The organism is Streptomyces stoeckheimensis (assembly GCF_045822005.1).
Classification (GTDB): Bacteria; Actinomycetota; Actinomycetes; order Streptomycetales; family Streptomycetaceae; genus Streptomyces; species Streptomyces stoeckheimensis.
Window position 1 is genome coordinate 6,318,455 of sequence record NZ_CP169550.1, and the last position, 16,106, is coordinate 6,334,560.

Consider the following 16,106-nt stretch of genomic DNA (forward strand, 5'->3'; position numbering starts at 1 on the left):
GCCCCGGGCCGGAGACAATGGGCCGGTGCGTTACGCGATGCTCGGCACCACCCAGGCCATCCGCGACGACGGGAGCACCGCACCCGTCGGCGGTGCGCGGCTGCGCGCGCTCCTGACCGCGCTCGCCCTGCGGCCGGGGCGGGCCGTACCGGCGGCCTCGCTGATCGAGGAGGTCTGGGACGGCGACCCGCCGGCGGACGGCCTCGCGGCGCTCCAGGCACTCGTGGGGCGGCTGCGGAGGGTGCTGGGGCGCGAGGCGGTGGGGTCCGGGGAGGGCGGCTACTGGCTCGTCGCCGACCGGGACGACATCGACCTGTACCGCTTCGAGCGGCTGACCCGGGCGGCGGCGCAGGCCTCCCCGGCGGAGGCGGCCGCCCTGTACGACGAGGCCCTGGCGCTGTGGCGGGGTGAGCCGCTGAGCTCCCTGCCGGGCAGCGGGCCGGAGGCCGCCCGCTGGGAGGCGCTACGGCTGGACGCGCGCCGGGGCCGCCTGGACGCGGCGCTGGCGCTGGGGGAGGCGGAGCGGGTCCTGCCGGAGCTGACCGCGCTGTGCGCGGGGCTGCCGCTGGACGAACCCCTGCAGGCCCTCCGCATCCGGGCGCTGCGCGACGCGGGCCGCCCGGCGGAGGCGCTGGCCGCTTACGACGAGGTCCGCCGGGAGCTGGCCACCCGCCTGGGCACCACCCCGGGCCCCGCTCTCCGCACCCTCCACACGGCCCTGCTGACCCCCACCCCGCGCCCCGCCCCGACGGCCGGATCCGGGCTGGCGCCGAGCGGTCCGGCCCGGTCCGGTCCGACCACCGCGACCGGGCAGCCGCAGCCCCTCGCCGGGACCGACCGGCAACCCACCCGCCCCGGACGGGCCGGACCCGGCCACCCCGCCGAGACACCGACAGACCGAGCGACCCCGGCCGACCCCGCCGCGCCGGCCGGGACTGCACCGCTCCCGGCCGGGGCCACGCCGGTCTCTGCCGGGACTGCACCGCTCCCGGCCGGAGCCACGCCGGTCTCTGCCGGGACTGCACCGCTCCCGGCCGGAGCCACGCCGGTCTCTGCCGGGGCCACGCCGGTCCCCGCCGGGACCACGCCGGTCCCCGCCGGGACCACGCCAGTCCCCGCCGGGGCCGCACCCGTCCCCGTCGCGCCCCCGCAAGGTCCCACCGCCGCCCCGGCCGGTCCCGGTGTGCCCGCCGGGATGCCGGGTGGTTCCGCCTCTCCGGCCGAGCCGCAGCGGTCCGCCTCCGTGCCGTCCGGGGCCCGGACGGCCGCCGGGGCCGGGACGGTGCCCGACGGGCCGGGTGCGGGCAATCTGCGGATGCGGCTGACCACCTTCGTCGGGCGGGAGGAGGACATCCGGGTCATCGGCGACGACCTCGCCCGGGCCCGGCTCGTCACCCTGCTCGGACCCGGCGGCGCCGGCAAGACCCGGCTGTCGCAGGAGGCCGCCGAGGCCCACGCACGGGCCGGCCGCGGCATGCGGGACGTGCACACCGGCGCCCCGGGCGCCCCCGCCCCCGCCCCCGCCCCCGCCTGGGCCGACGGGGTGTGGTTCGTGGAGCTGGCTCCCGTGGACGACCCGGAGGACGTCGCCGAGGCCGTGCTCGCCGCGCTCGGGGCCCGGGAGACCAAGCTGCGCGGCGGTTCCGCCGAGGAGATGCGGGCGCTGACCGAGCGCGGGGACCACCCCCTGGACCGCCTCGCAGAGCACTGCGCGCGGCGCCGGATGCTGCTGATCCTCGACAACTGCGAGCACGTCGTCGCCGCCGCCGCCCGCCTCGCGGAGGAAGTGCTCGCGCGCTGCCCCGGCGTACAGATCCTGGCCACCAGCCGCGAACCCCTCGGCGTGCCGGGGGAGACCCTGCGCCCGGTGGACCCGCTGCCCGACCCCGTCGCGCTGCGGCTGCTCGACGACCGCGGGGCCGCCGCCCGGGCCGGGTTCACCGTGGACGAGGACCCGGCCGCGGCCGTGGAGATCTGCCGCCGGCTCGACGGGATGCCGCTCGCCATCGAGCTGGCCGCCGCCCGGCTGCGGCTGCTCACCCCCCGCCAGATCGCCGACCGGCTGGACGACCGGTTCCGGCTCCTGACCGGCGGTGCCCGCACCCATCTGCCCCGCCAGCAGACCCTGCGCGCGGTGGTCGACTGGTCCTGGGACCTGCTCGACGAGCCCGAACGGGCCGTCCTGCGCCGGCTGTCCGTCTTCGCCGGCGGCTGCGACCTCGACGCCGCCGAGGCGGTCTGCGCGGGCGGGGGGTCCTTCGACCGGCTCGACGGCGCGGACGTCGCCGACCTGCTCGGATCCCTCGTGGACAAGTCCCTCGTCGTCGCCGCCCCCGACGGCCCCGCAGGCATGCGCTACCGCCTCCTGGAGACCGTCGGCGAGTACGCGGCCGACCGCCTCGCGGAGGCCGGCGAGGACCGCGCGGAGACCGAGCGGCGCCACCTCACCCACTACCGGGAGCTCGCCCGCACCACCGAGCCGCTGCTGCGCGGCCACGGCCAGCGCGCCGCAGCCGACCGGCTCGCCACCGAGTACGAGAACCTGCGCACCGCCCTGCGCCGGGCCGTCGCCGCCAAGGACGTGGGCGAGGTCCTGTGCCTCCTGCACTCCCTGGTCTGGTACTGGCACATGCACGATCTGCGCGCCGAGACCCGCCACTGGGCCGGTGCCGCCGCCGCCCTCGGCCCGGACCCCTTCGCCGCGCCCGTGGTCCCCGCCGAGCCCGTCTACGAGCGGATCGTCGACACGCCGCCGCCGTACGAGGGCGAACTGCTCACCGAGGCCTGGCGCGGCATCCGGATGATGGTGCTGGCCTCCCGGGACCAGACCAGCGACACCTGGTCCAGCCCCGAGGCCCGCGACCAGATCGACGGCATGATCGCCGCCTACAGTCCCGGGCTGCCGCAGATCTGCCGTGCCCCCTCCGCCCTGTGGATCTACGCCGTCATGATCTGGGGGGACCCCGATCTGCTCCGCCGGGTGGCCGAGGAGACCGTGGAGACGGCCCGCCGCCTCGGCTACCGCTGGGAGCTGGCCTCTGCCCTCCAGCTCCGCGCCAACATCCTCGCCAATCGCGCGGACTGGGCCGGCGACGCCTCCCGGGACGCCGAGGAGAGCCTCGCCCTCTACGCCTCCCTCGGCGACGACTGGGGCTGCGCCGAAGCGCTCTCCGCCCGCGCCGAGACCCATGAGAAGCGCGGCGAGTACGCCCTGGCCGCCCAGGACTTCCGCGCCGCGATCGAATACGCCCGGCGGCTCGGGGCCGAGGCCCAGGTCACGGTGCTGCAGGTGCGGATGGCCGGAACCCTCGCCGAGGACGGCCACCTGGAGGAGGCCGAGGAACTCCTCACCGGCCTGCTCGCCGGCACCATGCGCCAGTTCGGCAACGAGGCCCTGCCCGCCGCCCGGATGTTCCTCGCCACCGTCTACGGCCGCACCGGCCGCATCCCCGAGGCCCGCGTCCAGCTCCAGTACCTGCGCGACGAGTTCTCCTTCGGCGCGTTCGCCATCTTCGACGGCTTCCTGCTCGGCTCGATGGCCTGGCTGGACAACGAGGAGGGCAAGTACGAGAACTCGCTCACCGTGCTCCGGCAGGCCATGGAGGCCGTACGGGACCCGCTCGCCCTGATGGTCGCCCCGCACCTCCCGGCCGCGTTCCTGGTGACCGGGGCCCGCTCCCTGGCCCGGCTCGGAGGTCCGGAGCGGGAGTACGACGCCGCGCGGCTGCTCGGCGCCTACCGCGCGCTGCTTCCGCCCGAGCACGTCCAGGTGGCCATCGAGCGGGCGGACGCCGAACTGGCCGAGCGCCTGGCCCGGGCGGCGCTCGGCGACGCCGCGTACGAGGCGGCGTACGCCGAAGGCGGCGGCCTCACCCTGGAGGAGGCCACCGCCCTCATCTGACCCGGTTCCCTCGTCCGGGTCCGCCCGGGACGCGATCCGGAGCGGACCCGCCCGCGGATCAGGTCTTCTGGCGGAACTTGCGCACGGCGAGCGGCATGGTCACCAGCGTGATGCCGACCGACCAGGCCAGCGTGATCCACACGGAGTTGCCGAGCGGGGTCCCGTTGATCAGGGCGCGGGCCGCGTCGGCCAGGTTGGACAGCGGGTTGACGTCGGTGAAGCTCTGCAGCCAGCCGGGCATCGTCGTCGGCGGGGCGAAGATCGAGCTGCCGAACTGCAGCGGCATCAGGACCAGCATGGCCATGCCCTGGACCGCCTGGGGGGTCTTCATGGTGAGACCCAGCAGGATGAAGATCCACATCAGCGAGGAACCGAAGACCGCCGACAGCCCGATGGACAGGAACAGGTCCAGGATCGAGCCCTTGATGGACAGGCCGAGCAGGAAGCCCATGCCGAGCAGGATCGCGATGGCGACCATCATCCGGCCGAGCTCGACCACGATCTTGGCGATGAGCACCGAGGAGCGGGCGATGGGCATGGACCGGAAGCGGTCCATCACGCCCTTCTTGAAGTCGTCGTTGACTCCGGTGCCCACACCCATGGCGATGTTCATGCCCATCATCGCCATCAGGCCCGGGACCACGTAGTTGACGTACTCGTCCTGGTTGCCCTTGCCGGAGATCGCGCCGCCGAAGACGAAGACGAACAGCAGCGTGAAGATGATCGGCATGAACAGGACGTCGAACATCGACTCCGGGTCCTGCTTGATCTGCAGGACGTTGCGCCGGGCCAGGGCGCCGATGTGGCGCAGGTTGCCCCGCAGGCCGATCCGGCCCTCGTCCGCGAGGACGGGCCCGCCGGCCGGGGCGGCCGCGGTGGGGCTGGGCTTCGTCGTGGTTACGGTGCTCATGCCGCGACCTCCTCGGTCTGCTGGTTGGGGATGGAGTCCTCGACGGTGGGCTTCTGTCCGGTGATGGACAGGAACACCTCGTCCAGGCTGGGCAGGTAGGTGCTGATGTCGGAGATCCCGTACCCGCGGGCCGCCAGCAGGCCCACCACGGAGGTCAGTTGCTCGTCGGCCAGGATCGGCACCAGCAGGGCGCCCTCGTCCGGGACGGCCTGGGAGCCGGCGATCCCGTCCAGACCGGCCTCGGCCAGGGAGCGGGCCATGCCCGGCAGGTCGGACGGGTCGGTGGGGCGGATCCGCAGGGTCCGGCCGCCGACGCGGGCCTTCAGCTCGTCGACCTTGCCGTTGGCGATGACCTTGCCCTTGTCGATGACCGTCAGCTCGCTGGCGAGCTGCTCGGCCTCCTCCATGTACTGGGTGGTGAGCAGGACGGTGGCCCCCTCGGCGACCATCCGCTGCACCTCGTCCCACACCTCGTTGCGGGTGCGGGGGTCCAGACCGGTGGTCGGCTCGTCCAGGTACAGCACGGCCGGGCTGCCGATCATCGAGGCGGCCAGGTCGAGCCGGCGCCGCATGCCGCCGGAGTAGGTCATCACGGCCTTCTTGGCGGCGTCCGTGAGGGAGAACCGCTCCAGCAGCTCGTCCGCACGGCTGCGGGAGTCCTTGCGGGACAGGTCCAGCAGCCGGCCGATCATGTAGAGGTTCTCCCAGCCGGAGAGCTTCTCGTCGACCGAGGCGTACTGGCCGGTCAGGCCTATGGTCCGGCGCAGCTGCCGCGGCTGGCGGACCACGTCGAAGCCGGCGACCCGGGCGGTGCCGGCGTCGGGGGTGATCAGGGTGGAGAGGATGCGGACCAGGGTGGTCTTGCCCGCACCGTTGGGGCCGAGGACCCCGAGGACGGTTCCCTCGCGGACATCGAGGTCCACACCGTCGAGGGCTTTGGTCTCGCCGTAGTGCTTGACCAGCCCCCGGACCTCCACGGCGTTCGAGCCGTTCAGGGGATTCTTGTCGTTTCGCGTCATGTCCACCATGGGACCAGACGGCACTGACAAACCGCCTACAGGCCACCTACAGACCGCAGACCGTACTTACAGACCGCCGACAGCCGCCCGCGGACGGCTGTCGGCGCGTCGTCCGACTAGTGGAAGGCGTGCTCTTCCTGCGGGAACGTTCCGCCGACCACGTCCTCGGCGAAGGCCTTCGCCGCGTCGCCCATGGTCGCGCGGAGGTTCGCGTACTGCTTGACGAACTTCGGCATCTTGCCGCCGGTCAGCCCCATCATGTCCGTCCACACCAGCACCTGCGCGTCGCACTCCGCGCCCGCGCCGATGCCGACCGTCGGAATGTGCAGGGACCGGGTCACCTCGGCGGCCAGCTCGGCCGGGACCAGCTCCAGCACCACCGCGAAGGCGCCCGCGTCCTGCGCCGCCTTCGCGTCGCGCAGCAGCTGGTGGGCGGCCTCGTCGCTGCGGCCCTGTACCCGGTAGCCCATGGCGTTCACGGACTGCGGGGTCAGGCCCAGGTGGGACATGACCGGGATGCCCGACTGCACGATCAGCTCGGTCTGGGCCAGCGAACGCTCGCCGCCCTCCAGCTTCACCGCGCCGACCCCGGCCTCCTTGACGAGCCGGGTGGCACTGCGCAGCGCCTGTACGGCGCCTTCCTGGTAGGAGCCGAACGGCATGTCGCCGATCACCATGGCCCGCCTGGTGCCCCGTACGACGGCAGCCGAGAGCATGGTCATCTGGTCCATCGTCACCGGGACGGTGGTGTCGTAGCCGAGGTGACAGTTGCCCATGGAGTCGCCGACGAGGATGACCGGGATGCCGGCCTCGTCGAACACGGACGCCGTCATGGCGTCGTAGGCGGTGAGCATGGGCCACTTCTCGCCGCGTTCCTTGGCGAGGGTGAGGTCGCGGACGGTGATGCGCCGGGTGCCCGAGCCTCCGTACAGGGTGGGGGAGGAGGCTTCGCGGGCAGGCGAAACGGCATGCGTCATTGCAACTGCTCCTTGATGTTCATCTCGAGGCGCCCTTACGGCGTCCCCGGACTCATCACCATGGTGGCACTCTCGGGGCCCGGGCGGGAAGTGGCACGGGACACGGTTCCCCGCGACGGGCGCACCACGGCCCAATGTGCGCGTTTGGTGACAAGCGGAACTCCGGCCGCTTGACCGTTCGTCCTCCCGGACGTACGGCCGACACAATCGGCGCGGAACCCTCCGTATATCGCCTAGGGTCAAGAGGCGGGGACGGAGCGCGAGCACGGCAGCGAGGGCAGTGGCATGGCACAGGCGTACATGACGGAGACGGGGAGCGACGGCTCGGAGCCCGAGCCCTCCCGAGCGGGTCTCCGGCGCCGGCTGGCCGAGCTGCGGCGCGATCCGGGCATCTGGCGCCGCGGGATCGTGCTCGCCGCGTTCGCCGTGCTGATCTCGCTCGTCATGATCTTGCACGCTGAGCTGCCCAACGACATCGGCAACCTCGGCAGCCTCACCGAGACCTTCCTGCCCTGGCTGGGCCTGGCCGTCCCGGTGCTGTTCGCCGCCGCGCTCTTCCGCAAGTCCGCGACCGCGCTCATCGCGATACTGCTGACCGCCGCGGTCTGGGTGAACCTCTTCGGGGGCCTGGTCACCGACAAGGCGCGGGCCGGCGGCAACCTCACGGTCGCCACCCACAACGTCGACGCCGACAATGCCGACCCCGCCGGCACCGCCGCCTCCGTCGCCAAGGCCGGAGCCGACGTCCTGGCCCTGACCGAGCTCAAGGGCAGCGTCGTCCCCGTTTACGAGAAGGCCCTCGCGGCGACGTACAAGTACCACTCGGTCGAAGGCACCGTCGGGCTCTGGAGCAAGTACCCGCTGGTGGCCAGCCAGCCCGTCGACATCAAGATGGGCTGGACCCGGGCCATGCGCGCCACGGTCAAGACCCCCTACGGAGAGGTCGCCGCCTTCGTGGCCCACCTCCCCTCGGTCCGCGTCAAGCTCAATGCCGGCTTCACCGCCAACCAGCGCGACAACAGCGCCGACGCCCTCGGCGCCGCGCTCGCCGCCGAACCGCTGCGCCGGGTCATCCTGCTCGGCGACCTCAACGGAACGGTCAACGACCGGGCCCTGTCCGAGGTCACCTCGCAGCTGCGTTCCACCCAGGGCGCGTCCGGCGACGGCTTCGGCTTCAGCTGGCCCGCGCAGTTCCCGATGGCCCGCATCGACCAGATCCTGGTCCGCGGGGTCACCCCCGAGGCCTCCTGGACCCTGCCCCGCACGGGCAGCGACCACCTGCCGATCGCCGCCCGCGTCACCGTCAAGCCGTAGGACCGCCGCTGCGACACTCCCCTGACCGGCGCCGTGGACCGGAACCGCGCGGGCGTTACGCCTGCTCGCGCCAGCCGTTCGTGATGGGCAGCCGGCGGTCCTTGCCGAAGCCCTTCGCGGAGATCTTCGTGCCCGGCGGGTACTGCCGGCGCTTGTACTCGGCGGTGTCCACCATCCGCAGGGTCTTCGCGACGAGCTCGCGGTCGTAGCCGGCCGCGACGACCGCCTCCAGACCCTGGTCGCGGTCCACGTACAGCTCCAGGATCCCGTCGAGCACGGGGTAGTCCGGCAGCGAGTCCGTGTCCACCTGGCCCGGGCGCAGTTCGGCGCTCGGGGGCTTGACGATGGAGTTCTCCGGGATCGGCGGGGTCTCGCCGCGCTCGGCCGCCGCCCGGTTGCGGTACTCGGCGAGGCGGAAGACGTCCGTCTTGTAGACGTCCTTGATCGGGCCGTACGCGCCCACCGAGTCCCCGTACAGGGTGGAGTAGCCGACGGCCAGCTCCGACTTGTTGCCCGGGGCCAGCACGATGTGGCCCTCCTGGTTGGAGAGCGCCATCAGCAGGGTGCCGCGCAGCCGGGACTGGAGGTTCTCCTCGGCGAGCCCGGACAGGCCCAGCGCGCCCATGTAGGCGTCGAACATCGGCTCGATCGACACGGTCCGGAAGTTCAGGCCGGTTCGTGCCGCCAGCTCGGCCGCGTCGCCCCGGGAGTGCTCCGAGGAGTACTTGGACGGCATCGAGACGCCGTACACGTTCTGCGCGCCGATCGCGTCGCAGGCGATCGCGGCGACGAGCGCGGAGTCGATGCCCCCGGAGAGGCCGATCAGGACCGACCGGAACCCGTTCTTCCGCACGTACGCGCGCAGACCCACGACCAGCGCGTCGTAGATCTCCTCGTCGTCGTCCAGCCGGTCGGCGTAGCCACCCGTCACGACCGGCTCGTACGGCTCCACCGGTTCCTCGGTGAGGATCACGCGGTCGATGCGCAGGCCGTCGTCCACGGTGCCCTCGACGGGGGTGTCCGAGGCCGCGGGCAGGTCCAGGTCGACCAGGACGCAGCCCTCGGAGAACTGCGGGGCGCGCGCGATGACCTCGCCGGCGGAGTCGACGACGATCGAGTCCCCGTCGAACACGAGCTCGTCCTGGCCGCCGATCATCGCCAGGTAGGCGAGGGTGCAGCCGGCCTCCTGGGCGCGCTTGCGCACCAGTTCCAGCCGGAGGTCGTCCTTGTTGCGCTCGTACGGGGACGCGTTGATCGAGATCAGCAGCCCGGCCCCGGCGGAGCGGGTGGCGGGGACGCGGCCGCCCTCCTGCCAGAGGTCTTCGCAGATGGCCAGGGCCACGTCCACGCCCCGCACCCGGATCACCGGCTGGGTGTCGCCCGGCACGAAGTACCGGAACTCGTCGAAGACGCCGTAGTTGGGGAGGTGGTGCTTGCCGAAGCGCAGGACGACCTGCCCGCCGTACAGCACGGCGGCCGCGTTCTCCGGGGACCCCGCCGGGCGGCCGAGCCGGGGCGCGGCCTTCTCCGTACGGTCGAGGTAGCCGACGACGACCGGGAGGTCTCCGAAGCCCTCGGCCGCCAGGCGCCGCGCGAGTTCGAGCAGCGCCGTACGGGAGGCCTCGACGAAGGAGCCGCGCAGGGCGAGGTCCTCGACGGGGTACCCGGTCAGCACCATCTCCGGAAACGCCACCAGGTGGGCGCCCTGTTCGGCGGAGTGCCGGGTCCAGTGGACGACCGAGTCGGCATTGGCGGCGATGTTGCCGACCTGCGAGTCGATCTGATTCAGAGCGAGGCGTAGTTGAGGCACGCGGCCCAGTCTAATCGTCTTTCTGACGCGATGTCCTGGGAGTTGCCGGAGCCGCCGTGTCCGGAGGGGGTTCCGGAGCCGCCGGAGCCGCCGGTTCAGCCGATCGGACCGCTCCAGATCGCGTCGTCGTACTTGGTGCCGGGCGCGATCTCGAAGTGCAGGCTCTTGGTGCCCTCGGGCACGACGAAGGCGAAGGTTCCGGTCATCGACTCGCCGGCCATGACCGAGCCCTTGAACATCTTCGGCACGGAGCCGTCGAAGGCCATCTCGGCCTCGGTGCCCTGGTCGTCGCGGGCGTGCGGCAGGGCCAGGCTGACGTCGAGCGCGGCCCCCGAGTTGTTGACGATCTTCACCGTCACCTTGACCGCGTTGCCGTTGCGGGCCTCGGGCGGGTAGGCCGTCGAGGACGGCTTGTACGGGGTCGCGCCCGTAACGGTGACCTGGACCCCGTCCTCGTAGGTGTAGGGCTTGCCCCAGGCCAGGGCCGAGGTCTTGCCCGGGACGTCGGAGGGCGAGGGCTTGGGGGTCGGGCTCGCGGGGGCGCTCGGAGCGCGGGACTCGTAGTCCTCGTCATAGCCGTAGTCGTACTCGTCGTCCGAGCGGTTGGCGGTGACGTTCCTGTCGATCCTGTCGAAGACGGCCGCGGTGATGAACCAGCCGCCGACGGAAGCGCCGAGGGCGAGGACGCTCAGGGCGGTGCCGACCGCGGCCAGCGTGGCGCGGGGGGCGCCGCGACGGGACTTGAGGACGGCCGCGATGCCGATGCCGACGCCGGTCACCGCGAGGAGGGCGCCGGCCCAGAAGAAGAAGGGGACGAGGCCGACGAAGATGCCGAACACCCCGAGGAGCAGGGCGGCGACGGCCAGGCCGTTCGAGGCGGGCGGGGGCGCCGGGAAACCGGGCGCCTGCGGGCCGCCGGGGTAACCGCCGGCAGGGCCGCCGAGGGGCGTCGCCCAGGGGTTGCCGGGCGCGGGGGCGCCGGGGGTGCCGGGGGCACCGTACGGGGCTCCCCACGCCGGCGCCGGGGGAGCGGCGGCGGCCGCCGGGGCGGGGGTGACCGGGGCGAAGGAACCGGGGGCGGCGTCCGCGGGGACGGCGGCGGCCGGGGCGGTGCCTGCGGGGACGGCGTTCGCGGGGACGGCGTCCGTGGGCTCGGCGTCCGTGGGCTCGGCGTTCGCGGGGACGGTGTCCGCGGGATCGGCCGGGTCGGTCGTCGGGGCCGGGGTGAGGGACTGAGGCGGTGTCACGGCCGGAGCCTTGTCGAGGGACAGGGGCTGCGCGGGTGCCGGTATGGGAGCCGCCTCGGATGCGGGGGTGCCCGCGGGCTCCGTCGGCGGGCCGGACGGGGTGCTGGGCGGGTTCGGCGGGGTGCTCATACCGGCGGGAAGTCCTTCAGGTCGCAATCGGCGCGTGACGATCACCAGCCTGTCATGGAATTCGGCCGCCCCGCCGGGCATTTCGGCCCCCTCCGGCCGCCCGCGGCCGGGCCGCCGGCGCGCGGAACGCGGCGCGTCGGCAGCCCGGTCCGGCCTAGCGCAGGTAGCCCAGCACGGTCATCATCCCGGCCTCCGCGTGGTAGACGTTGTGGCAATGCACCATCCACAGACCGGGATTGTCGGCGTCGAAGTCCACCGTCAGCTTCCCGTTCGGCAGGACCACCGCGGTGTCCTTGCGGGCCCCGCCCGGCCGGCCGCCGAGGGCGAAGGTGTGCCCGTGCAGGTGGAGCGGGTGCCACATCGTCGTGGAGTTGTCGAACTCCAGCCGGACCCGTTCCCCCGCCTTCACCGGGTGCCGCTGGTCAGGGGCGTACGGCTTGCCGTCGAAGGCCCAGTCGTACGCCGCCATCCCGCCGGTCAGCTTGATCCGCACCGTGCGGTCCGGTTCGCGCGCGGCCAGGGCCACCGGCTCCGCCGCCTTCAGGGCGTCCGCCGTCAGCGGCCGCCCGGACAGCTCGGCGGGCCGGGTCGCCGCGGTCGGCGCCGCCCCCGCACCGGTGCGCAGCACCGCGAGGGCCGAGGCCGCGTCCCCCTTGCCCTCGGCGAGCGCGGTCAGTGGGAACACCCCGTCGCCCGCCGTCACCAGGACGTCGTAGCGCTCGCCCATGCCCAGCAGCAGTGAGCGGGCGGCCGCGTGCTCGACGGGGAAGCCGTCGGTGTGGGTGACCGTGAACTCGTGGCCGCCCAGGGCGATCCGGAAGGCGGTGTCCCCGCCCGCGTTGATGATCCGGAGCCGGATCCGGTCGCCCGGGCGGGCGGTGAAGACCGAGGGGTCCTCGGGGGTGCGGCCGTTGACCAGGTAGTGCGGGTACGCGACATCGCCCGGGTCGTTGCCGAGGACCTCGCTGACCCCGCCCATGAGGACCCGGGAGGGGCCGCCGCTCGCGGCGGGCGCGGGCGTGCCCGCGGAGCCGGAGCCGGAGCCGGAACCGGAACCGGAACCGTGGCCCGAGTGGCCGCCGCCGCCCGGGCTCATGTTCATGCCCTTGCGGAGTTCGCCGAGCACGGCGTCGGGGGTGGAGCCGTCCACCCCGTCGAGCCAGTCGTCGAGCACGACCACCCACTCCTTGTCGTAGGAGAGCGGCTCCTTGGGGTCCTCGACGATCAGCGGCGCGTACAGCCCGCGGTCCTGCTGGACCCCGGAGTGCGGGTGGAACCAGTACGTCCCGGGGTGCGGGACGGCGAACTTGTACGTGAACGAGCCGCCCGGCGCGATGTCCCGCTGGGTCAGCCCCGGTACCCCGTCCATGTCGTTGCGCAGCGCCAGGCCGTGCCAGTGCAGGGAGGTGGCTTCGGGGAGGTTGTTGGCCAGGGCCAGGGCGAGGGTGCCGCCCGCGGTGACCCGGACCTCCTGGCCGGGAAGCTTGTCCCCGTACGCCCACGAGCGGACGGAGCGGCCGGCGCCGAGGTCGAGCGGGGTGGCGGTGGCCGTCAGCCGGACCTCGGTGAGCGGGCCGGTGGCCTTGCGGGCGGCCTCGGCGGCCTGCACCTCGGCGCCGGCCGGGTCCACGTAGCCGCCGGGGGCGGGGGAGGAGGCCCCCTTGCCCGTGGCGCCCGCGCCGTGGTCCATGCCGGCCATGCCGGAGCCGCCGGAGCAGGCGGCGAGCAGCCCGGAGCCGGCGAGGGCGGCGCCGGCGCCGAGGACGGCGCGGCGGGAGGGGGAGGACCAGGGGCGGGACGGGGAGGGAGAAGCGGAAGAGCGCATGGTGGAACACCTCGTGATGGTGTGAGGCAGGCAGGTGGGCACCGTCTGCCGCCGCCCCGGAGGCATGCGGGGGCGACGACGGAGCCCGGCCTATACGCGCAGCACCGCCAGCAGGGTGAGGAGTTCGCGGGGTGGCGGCGGGTCCGGACCGCCGGACCGGCCCGGCCCGCGTGCCGCGCCCCCGAGCGGCGCGGCACGGCGCGGGCCGGCCAGTCCGGCTCCGAGGACCAGCAGGGTGAGGGCGCCGAGCACGGCGAGACACACGGACATGGGATCCATGCCGGTGTGCTGCGGGCGCGGGGCCTCGACAGCGGCGGCGACGGCGGTGGCGGCCGGGGCCGCCGTGTCCGGCATCGCCCCGACCGGTCGGCCGCCGTGCGCCGCCCCGGACGGCGCATGGCCGGCTCCGGGAACGAAACGGACCGACGGTACGTCCTCCATGGCGTGGGCCGGCGTCGGATGGCCCAGCGTGTGCATGCCCGCGATGCCGAGCAGCAGTGCGGCGAACAGCAGCAGCCGGGTCCACCGGACTGCTGGTCGCTGCGTGCGCGAGGCTGGGCGGGTCATGGGAAGAACCCTACCCGGGGTGGGTATCCGATCGGAGGACCGGGCCCGGCCGCGTTTAGGATTAGTAGCACTATGTCCATAAAAGACCCGAAGTCCGTGACCGGCCCCTCCGTCGAGACGGATCCCGCCCCGACGGCCGGGTCCGGCGCCCGCTCCGTGGCCCTCCTCATCGGGCTCGGCGCCGCCGCCTACACCGCGTGGGTCCTCGAAGTCGTCCTCTCCACGGGCCTCAACCCCATCGAGACGTACGTCAGCGAGCTCGCGGCCCAGGACCAGCCGCTCGGCGGCCTGTTCCGGGCCACCGACTTCACCGCCGGCCTCCTCGTCCTCCTCGGCGGCCTCCTGGCCCTGGTCCGCCTCGCACGCCGCGTCGAAGCCCGCCGCCTCTGGTCCGTCGCCGGCTGGTCGGGGGTCACCCTCTTCGGCGCCGCCACCGCGGCGGACGCCTGGCTGCCGCTGAGCTGCACGCCGACCGTGGACCCCGAATGCGCGGCGCGGGAGACCGCCGGGCTGGTCCCCGCCACCCATCAGGCGCACGCCGTCAGCAGCAGTCTCGCCATGACGGGAGCGCTCGTCGGGATCGTGGCCCTCACGCTCGCCGCCCGCCGCTACGGCCGTCTCGCCCCGCTCGCGCGGTTCGGGCCCGTGCTCGTCGTGCTCGAACTGTTCGCCACCGCCTGGACCCTGGTCTCCATCGCCCTGTTCACCGCCGGGCACGGCACCTGGGCGCTCGGCGCCGGGCAGCGGCTCCAGGTGCTGTTCGTGGCCGTCTGGCTGGGCCTGCTCGCGTACTCCGTCCACCGGGAACGCCGTACATGAGTAGAAGCGGACCCGGGAGGTTCGTACGCCTCCCCGCAGGACCCGCAAGATCCGCAGGCCCCGCCGCCGACGGGGTCGCGCTGCACGTCCTCGTGGAGGGCTCCGGCCCTCCGGTCGTCCTCAGCGCCGGGCTCGCCATGGCCTGGTTCGACTGGGATCCCGTGGCGGAGCTGCTCGTCGCCGCCGGCCGTACCGTCATCCGCTTCGACCGTCCCGGGCACGGGCTGAGCGCCCCCGCCGTGCGGGCGCCGTCCGCTGCCGGGGAGGCGCACCGGATCGCCGGACTGCTGGACGCGCTCGGTCTGGGCGCCGAGCGCGTCACCGTGGCCGGGCACTCCATCGCCGCCTTCCACGCCGAAGCCTTCGCCCGGCTGTACCCGGAGCGCACCGCCGCCGTGGTGCTGGTCGACGGCAGCGTGGAGGAGCGGCCCCGTACGGTCCTGCCCGCCAGGGTGCGCACCGGCGCCGCCCGGGTGCTCGGCCGGGCCGTGACCGCCGCGGGGCTGCCCGCCGCGCTGGGCCCCTGGGCCCGGCGGACGGCCGTACGGGCATCCCGCGCGGGCGGCGCGGACGACCCGGCCGCGCGGGACCTCGTACGCCGCTGCTACCGGACCGGCCGGCTCTGGCGCGGGGCCCTGCTGGAGAACGCCGCCTACCCCGACACGGCCGCCGAGGTGCTGGCGCTGCGCGCGGAGCTGCCGCTGACCGCGCCCGCCACCGTCCTGGCCGGCCACGACCCCGGCGCGCGCCGCCCGGACCTGCGCTGGCTGGCCCGCCAGGCGGCGCTGGCCGACGCGCTGGGAGCCCGGTTCGTGGTCGCGGAGCCGGCCGGACACCTGGTCATGCTGGACCGCCCGCACCAAGTGGCGCGGGCGGTCCTGTACGCGGTGGGACCGGAGGCTCCGTCGACTCCGGGGGCGCTCTAGCGGCGGGCGTAGACCTTCTCGGCCCAGCCGGCTATCTGCTCCTCCGACAGGTGCTTGGCCAGGTCGGCCTCGCTGATCATGCCGACCAGCCGCTTGTTGTCGATGACGGGGAGCCGGCGGATCTGGTGGCTCTGCATCTCCTCCAGCACCTCGGAGACGTCCGCGCCCGCGTCGATCCAGCGCGGGGTGCCCTGGGCCATGTCGCCGGCCGTGATCTTCGACGGGTCGTGCCCCTTGGCCACACAGCCGATGACGATGTCGCGGTCGGTCAGGATGCCGCAGAGCCGTTCGTTGGAGTCGCTGATGGGCAGTGCGCCCACGTTGAGCCGGCTCATCAGCTGAGCGGCCCGGTCCAGGGTTTCGGTGGCGGGGATCCACTGGGCCCCGGGGTGCATGATCTCTCCGGCGGTGGTCATCGCGTAAACCTCCTGAGCACGCCGTAGCGGCCGGGCGCGGGTGCGCCGGCCTCGGCGTCCTCATCCTCATTCGCCCGTTCGGCCCCCGCGACTCCACACGGGTGAGATGGGGGCCGAACGGGTGAGGGCGCGGCTGTGCGGTGCGGAGCCCTGCGGGGCGAAGTCCCCTACCCGCCCTTCGCCCATTCCCCGGGCTGTGCCCGGACCCCCTGGGGCTCCGCCCCAGACCCCGCGCCTCAAACGCCG

12 protein-coding genes are annotated in these 16,106 nt (G+C 73.9%); 4 read left to right on the top strand and 8 right to left on the bottom strand.

The window, feature by feature from the left end; all coding sequences use genetic code 11:
• Nucleotides 1-25 precede the first annotated feature (25 nt).
• Entirely contained in the window at nt 26-3,901 is a 3,876-nt protein-coding gene (locus ACE1OC_RS28650; protein ID WP_407839431.1) for an AfsR/SARP family transcriptional regulator, read from the top strand.
• A 58-nt stretch (nt 3,902-3,959) separates the two neighbouring features.
• Here ACE1OC_RS28650 and ACE1OC_RS28655 read toward each other — a convergent pair whose 3' ends face one another.
• The 3 genes from ACE1OC_RS28655 to panB all read right to left on the bottom strand — a co-directional run bounded on the left by ACE1OC_RS28655 (nt 3,960) and on the right by panB (nt 6,807).
• Nucleotides 3,960-4,811, bottom strand: coding sequence for an ABC transporter permease (locus ACE1OC_RS28655; RefSeq protein ID WP_351375809.1), 852 nt, complete (start codon nt 4,809-4,811; stop codon nt 3,960-3,962).
• Nucleotides 4,808-5,839 (bottom strand): ATP-binding cassette domain-containing protein, encoded by a 1,032-nt coding sequence (locus ACE1OC_RS28660; RefSeq protein WP_407839432.1) that lies wholly within the window; start codon nt 5,837-5,839, stop codon nt 4,808-4,810. The genes ACE1OC_RS28655 and ACE1OC_RS28660 overlap by 4 nt, the downstream gene beginning before the upstream one ends.
• A 107-nt stretch (nt 5,840-5,946) precedes the next feature.
• Nucleotides 5,947-6,807, bottom strand: coding sequence for a 3-methyl-2-oxobutanoate hydroxymethyltransferase (gene panB / locus ACE1OC_RS28665; RefSeq protein WP_407839433.1), 861 nt, complete (start codon nt 6,805-6,807; stop codon nt 5,947-5,949).
• A gap of 285 nt (nt 6,808-7,092) precedes the next feature.
• On the opposite strand from panB, the gene ACE1OC_RS28670 reads away from it, so the two are divergent.
• Nucleotides 7,093-8,121, top strand: a complete 1,029-nt coding sequence (locus ACE1OC_RS28670) for an endonuclease/exonuclease/phosphatase family protein (protein ID WP_407839434.1) — start codon at nt 7,093-7,095, stop codon at nt 8,119-8,121.
• A gap of 55 nt (nt 8,122-8,176) precedes the next feature.
• Here ACE1OC_RS28670 and ACE1OC_RS28675 read toward each other — a convergent pair whose 3' ends face one another.
• The 4 genes from ACE1OC_RS28675 to ACE1OC_RS28690 all read right to left on the bottom strand — a co-directional run bounded on the left by ACE1OC_RS28675 (nt 8,177) and on the right by ACE1OC_RS28690 (nt 13,699).
• A complete protein-coding gene (locus tag ACE1OC_RS28675) occupies nt 8,177-9,931 on the bottom strand; it encodes an NAD+ synthase (RefSeq protein WP_407839435.1) in 1,755 nt (584 codons plus the stop codon).
• Between the two features lie 95 nt (nt 9,932-10,026).
• Nucleotides 10,027-11,307: a DUF4190 domain-containing protein gene (locus ACE1OC_RS28680; protein WP_407839436.1), complete on the bottom strand. Its 1,281-nt coding sequence runs from the start codon at nt 11,305-11,307 to the stop codon at nt 10,027-10,029.
• Between the two features lie 154 nt (nt 11,308-11,461).
• Nucleotides 11,462-13,132 (bottom strand): multicopper oxidase family protein, encoded by a 1,671-nt coding sequence (locus ACE1OC_RS28685; protein ID WP_407839437.1) that lies wholly within the window; start codon nt 13,130-13,132, stop codon nt 11,462-11,464.
• Nucleotides 13,133-13,222: 90 nt separating this feature from the next.
• Nucleotides 13,223-13,699: a hypothetical protein gene (locus ACE1OC_RS28690; RefSeq protein ID WP_407839438.1), complete on the bottom strand. Its 477-nt coding sequence runs from the start codon at nt 13,697-13,699 to the stop codon at nt 13,223-13,225.
• A 72-nt stretch (nt 13,700-13,771) separates the two neighbouring features.
• Here ACE1OC_RS28690 and ACE1OC_RS28695 point away from each other — a divergent pair, with 72 nt between their 5' ends.
• Complete coding sequence (locus ACE1OC_RS28695; protein WP_407839439.1) at nt 13,772-14,518, top strand: DUF998 domain-containing protein; 747 nt, start codon at nt 13,772-13,774, stop codon at nt 14,516-14,518.
• Nucleotides 14,515-15,444, top strand: a complete 930-nt coding sequence (locus ACE1OC_RS28700) for an alpha/beta fold hydrolase (protein WP_407839440.1) — start codon at nt 14,515-14,517, stop codon at nt 15,442-15,444. The genes ACE1OC_RS28695 and ACE1OC_RS28700 overlap by 4 nt, the downstream gene beginning before the upstream one ends.
• Here ACE1OC_RS28700 and ACE1OC_RS28705 read toward each other — a convergent pair.
• Nucleotides 15,441-15,860, bottom strand: a complete 420-nt coding sequence (locus ACE1OC_RS28705) for a CBS domain-containing protein (protein ID WP_250743640.1) — start codon at nt 15,858-15,860, stop codon at nt 15,441-15,443. The genes ACE1OC_RS28700 and ACE1OC_RS28705 overlap by 4 nt on opposite strands.
• Between the last annotated feature and the right edge of the window lie 246 nt (nt 15,861-16,106).

What these genes read in the sequence shown, in the direction of transcription:
- ACE1OC_RS28655 (WP_351375809.1), bottom strand. Translation starts at nt 4,811, where the DNA reads ATGAGCACCGTAACCACGACGAAGCCCAGCCCCACCGCGGCCGCCCCG.
- ACE1OC_RS28660 (WP_407839432.1), bottom strand. Translation starts at nt 5,839, where the DNA reads ATGGTGGACATGACGCGAAACGACAAGAATCCCCTGAACGGCTCGAAC.
- panB (WP_407839433.1), bottom strand. Translation starts at nt 6,807, where the DNA reads ATGACGCATGCCGTTTCGCCTGCCCGCGAAGCCTCCTCCCCCACCCTG.
- ACE1OC_RS28670 (WP_407839434.1), top strand. Translation starts at nt 7,093, where the DNA reads ATGGCACAGGCGTACATGACGGAGACGGGGAGCGACGGCTCGGAGCCC.
- ACE1OC_RS28680 (WP_407839436.1), bottom strand. Translation starts at nt 11,307, where the DNA reads ATGAGCACCCCGCCGAACCCGCCCAGCACCCCGTCCGGCCCGCCGACG.
- ACE1OC_RS28685 (WP_407839437.1), bottom strand. Translation starts at nt 13,132, where the DNA reads ATGCGCTCTTCCGCTTCTCCCTCCCCGTCCCGCCCCTGGTCCTCCCCC.
- ACE1OC_RS28690 (WP_407839438.1), bottom strand. Translation starts at nt 13,699, where the DNA reads ATGACCCGCCCAGCCTCGCGCACGCAGCGACCAGCAGTCCGGTGGACC.
- ACE1OC_RS28695 (WP_407839439.1), top strand. Translation starts at nt 13,772, where the DNA reads ATGTCCATAAAAGACCCGAAGTCCGTGACCGGCCCCTCCGTCGAGACG.
- ACE1OC_RS28700 (WP_407839440.1), top strand. Translation starts at nt 14,515, where the DNA reads ATGAGTAGAAGCGGACCCGGGAGGTTCGTACGCCTCCCCGCAGGACCC.
- ACE1OC_RS28705 (WP_250743640.1), bottom strand. Translation starts at nt 15,860, where the DNA reads ATGACCACCGCCGGAGAGATCATGCACCCCGGGGCCCAGTGGATCCCC.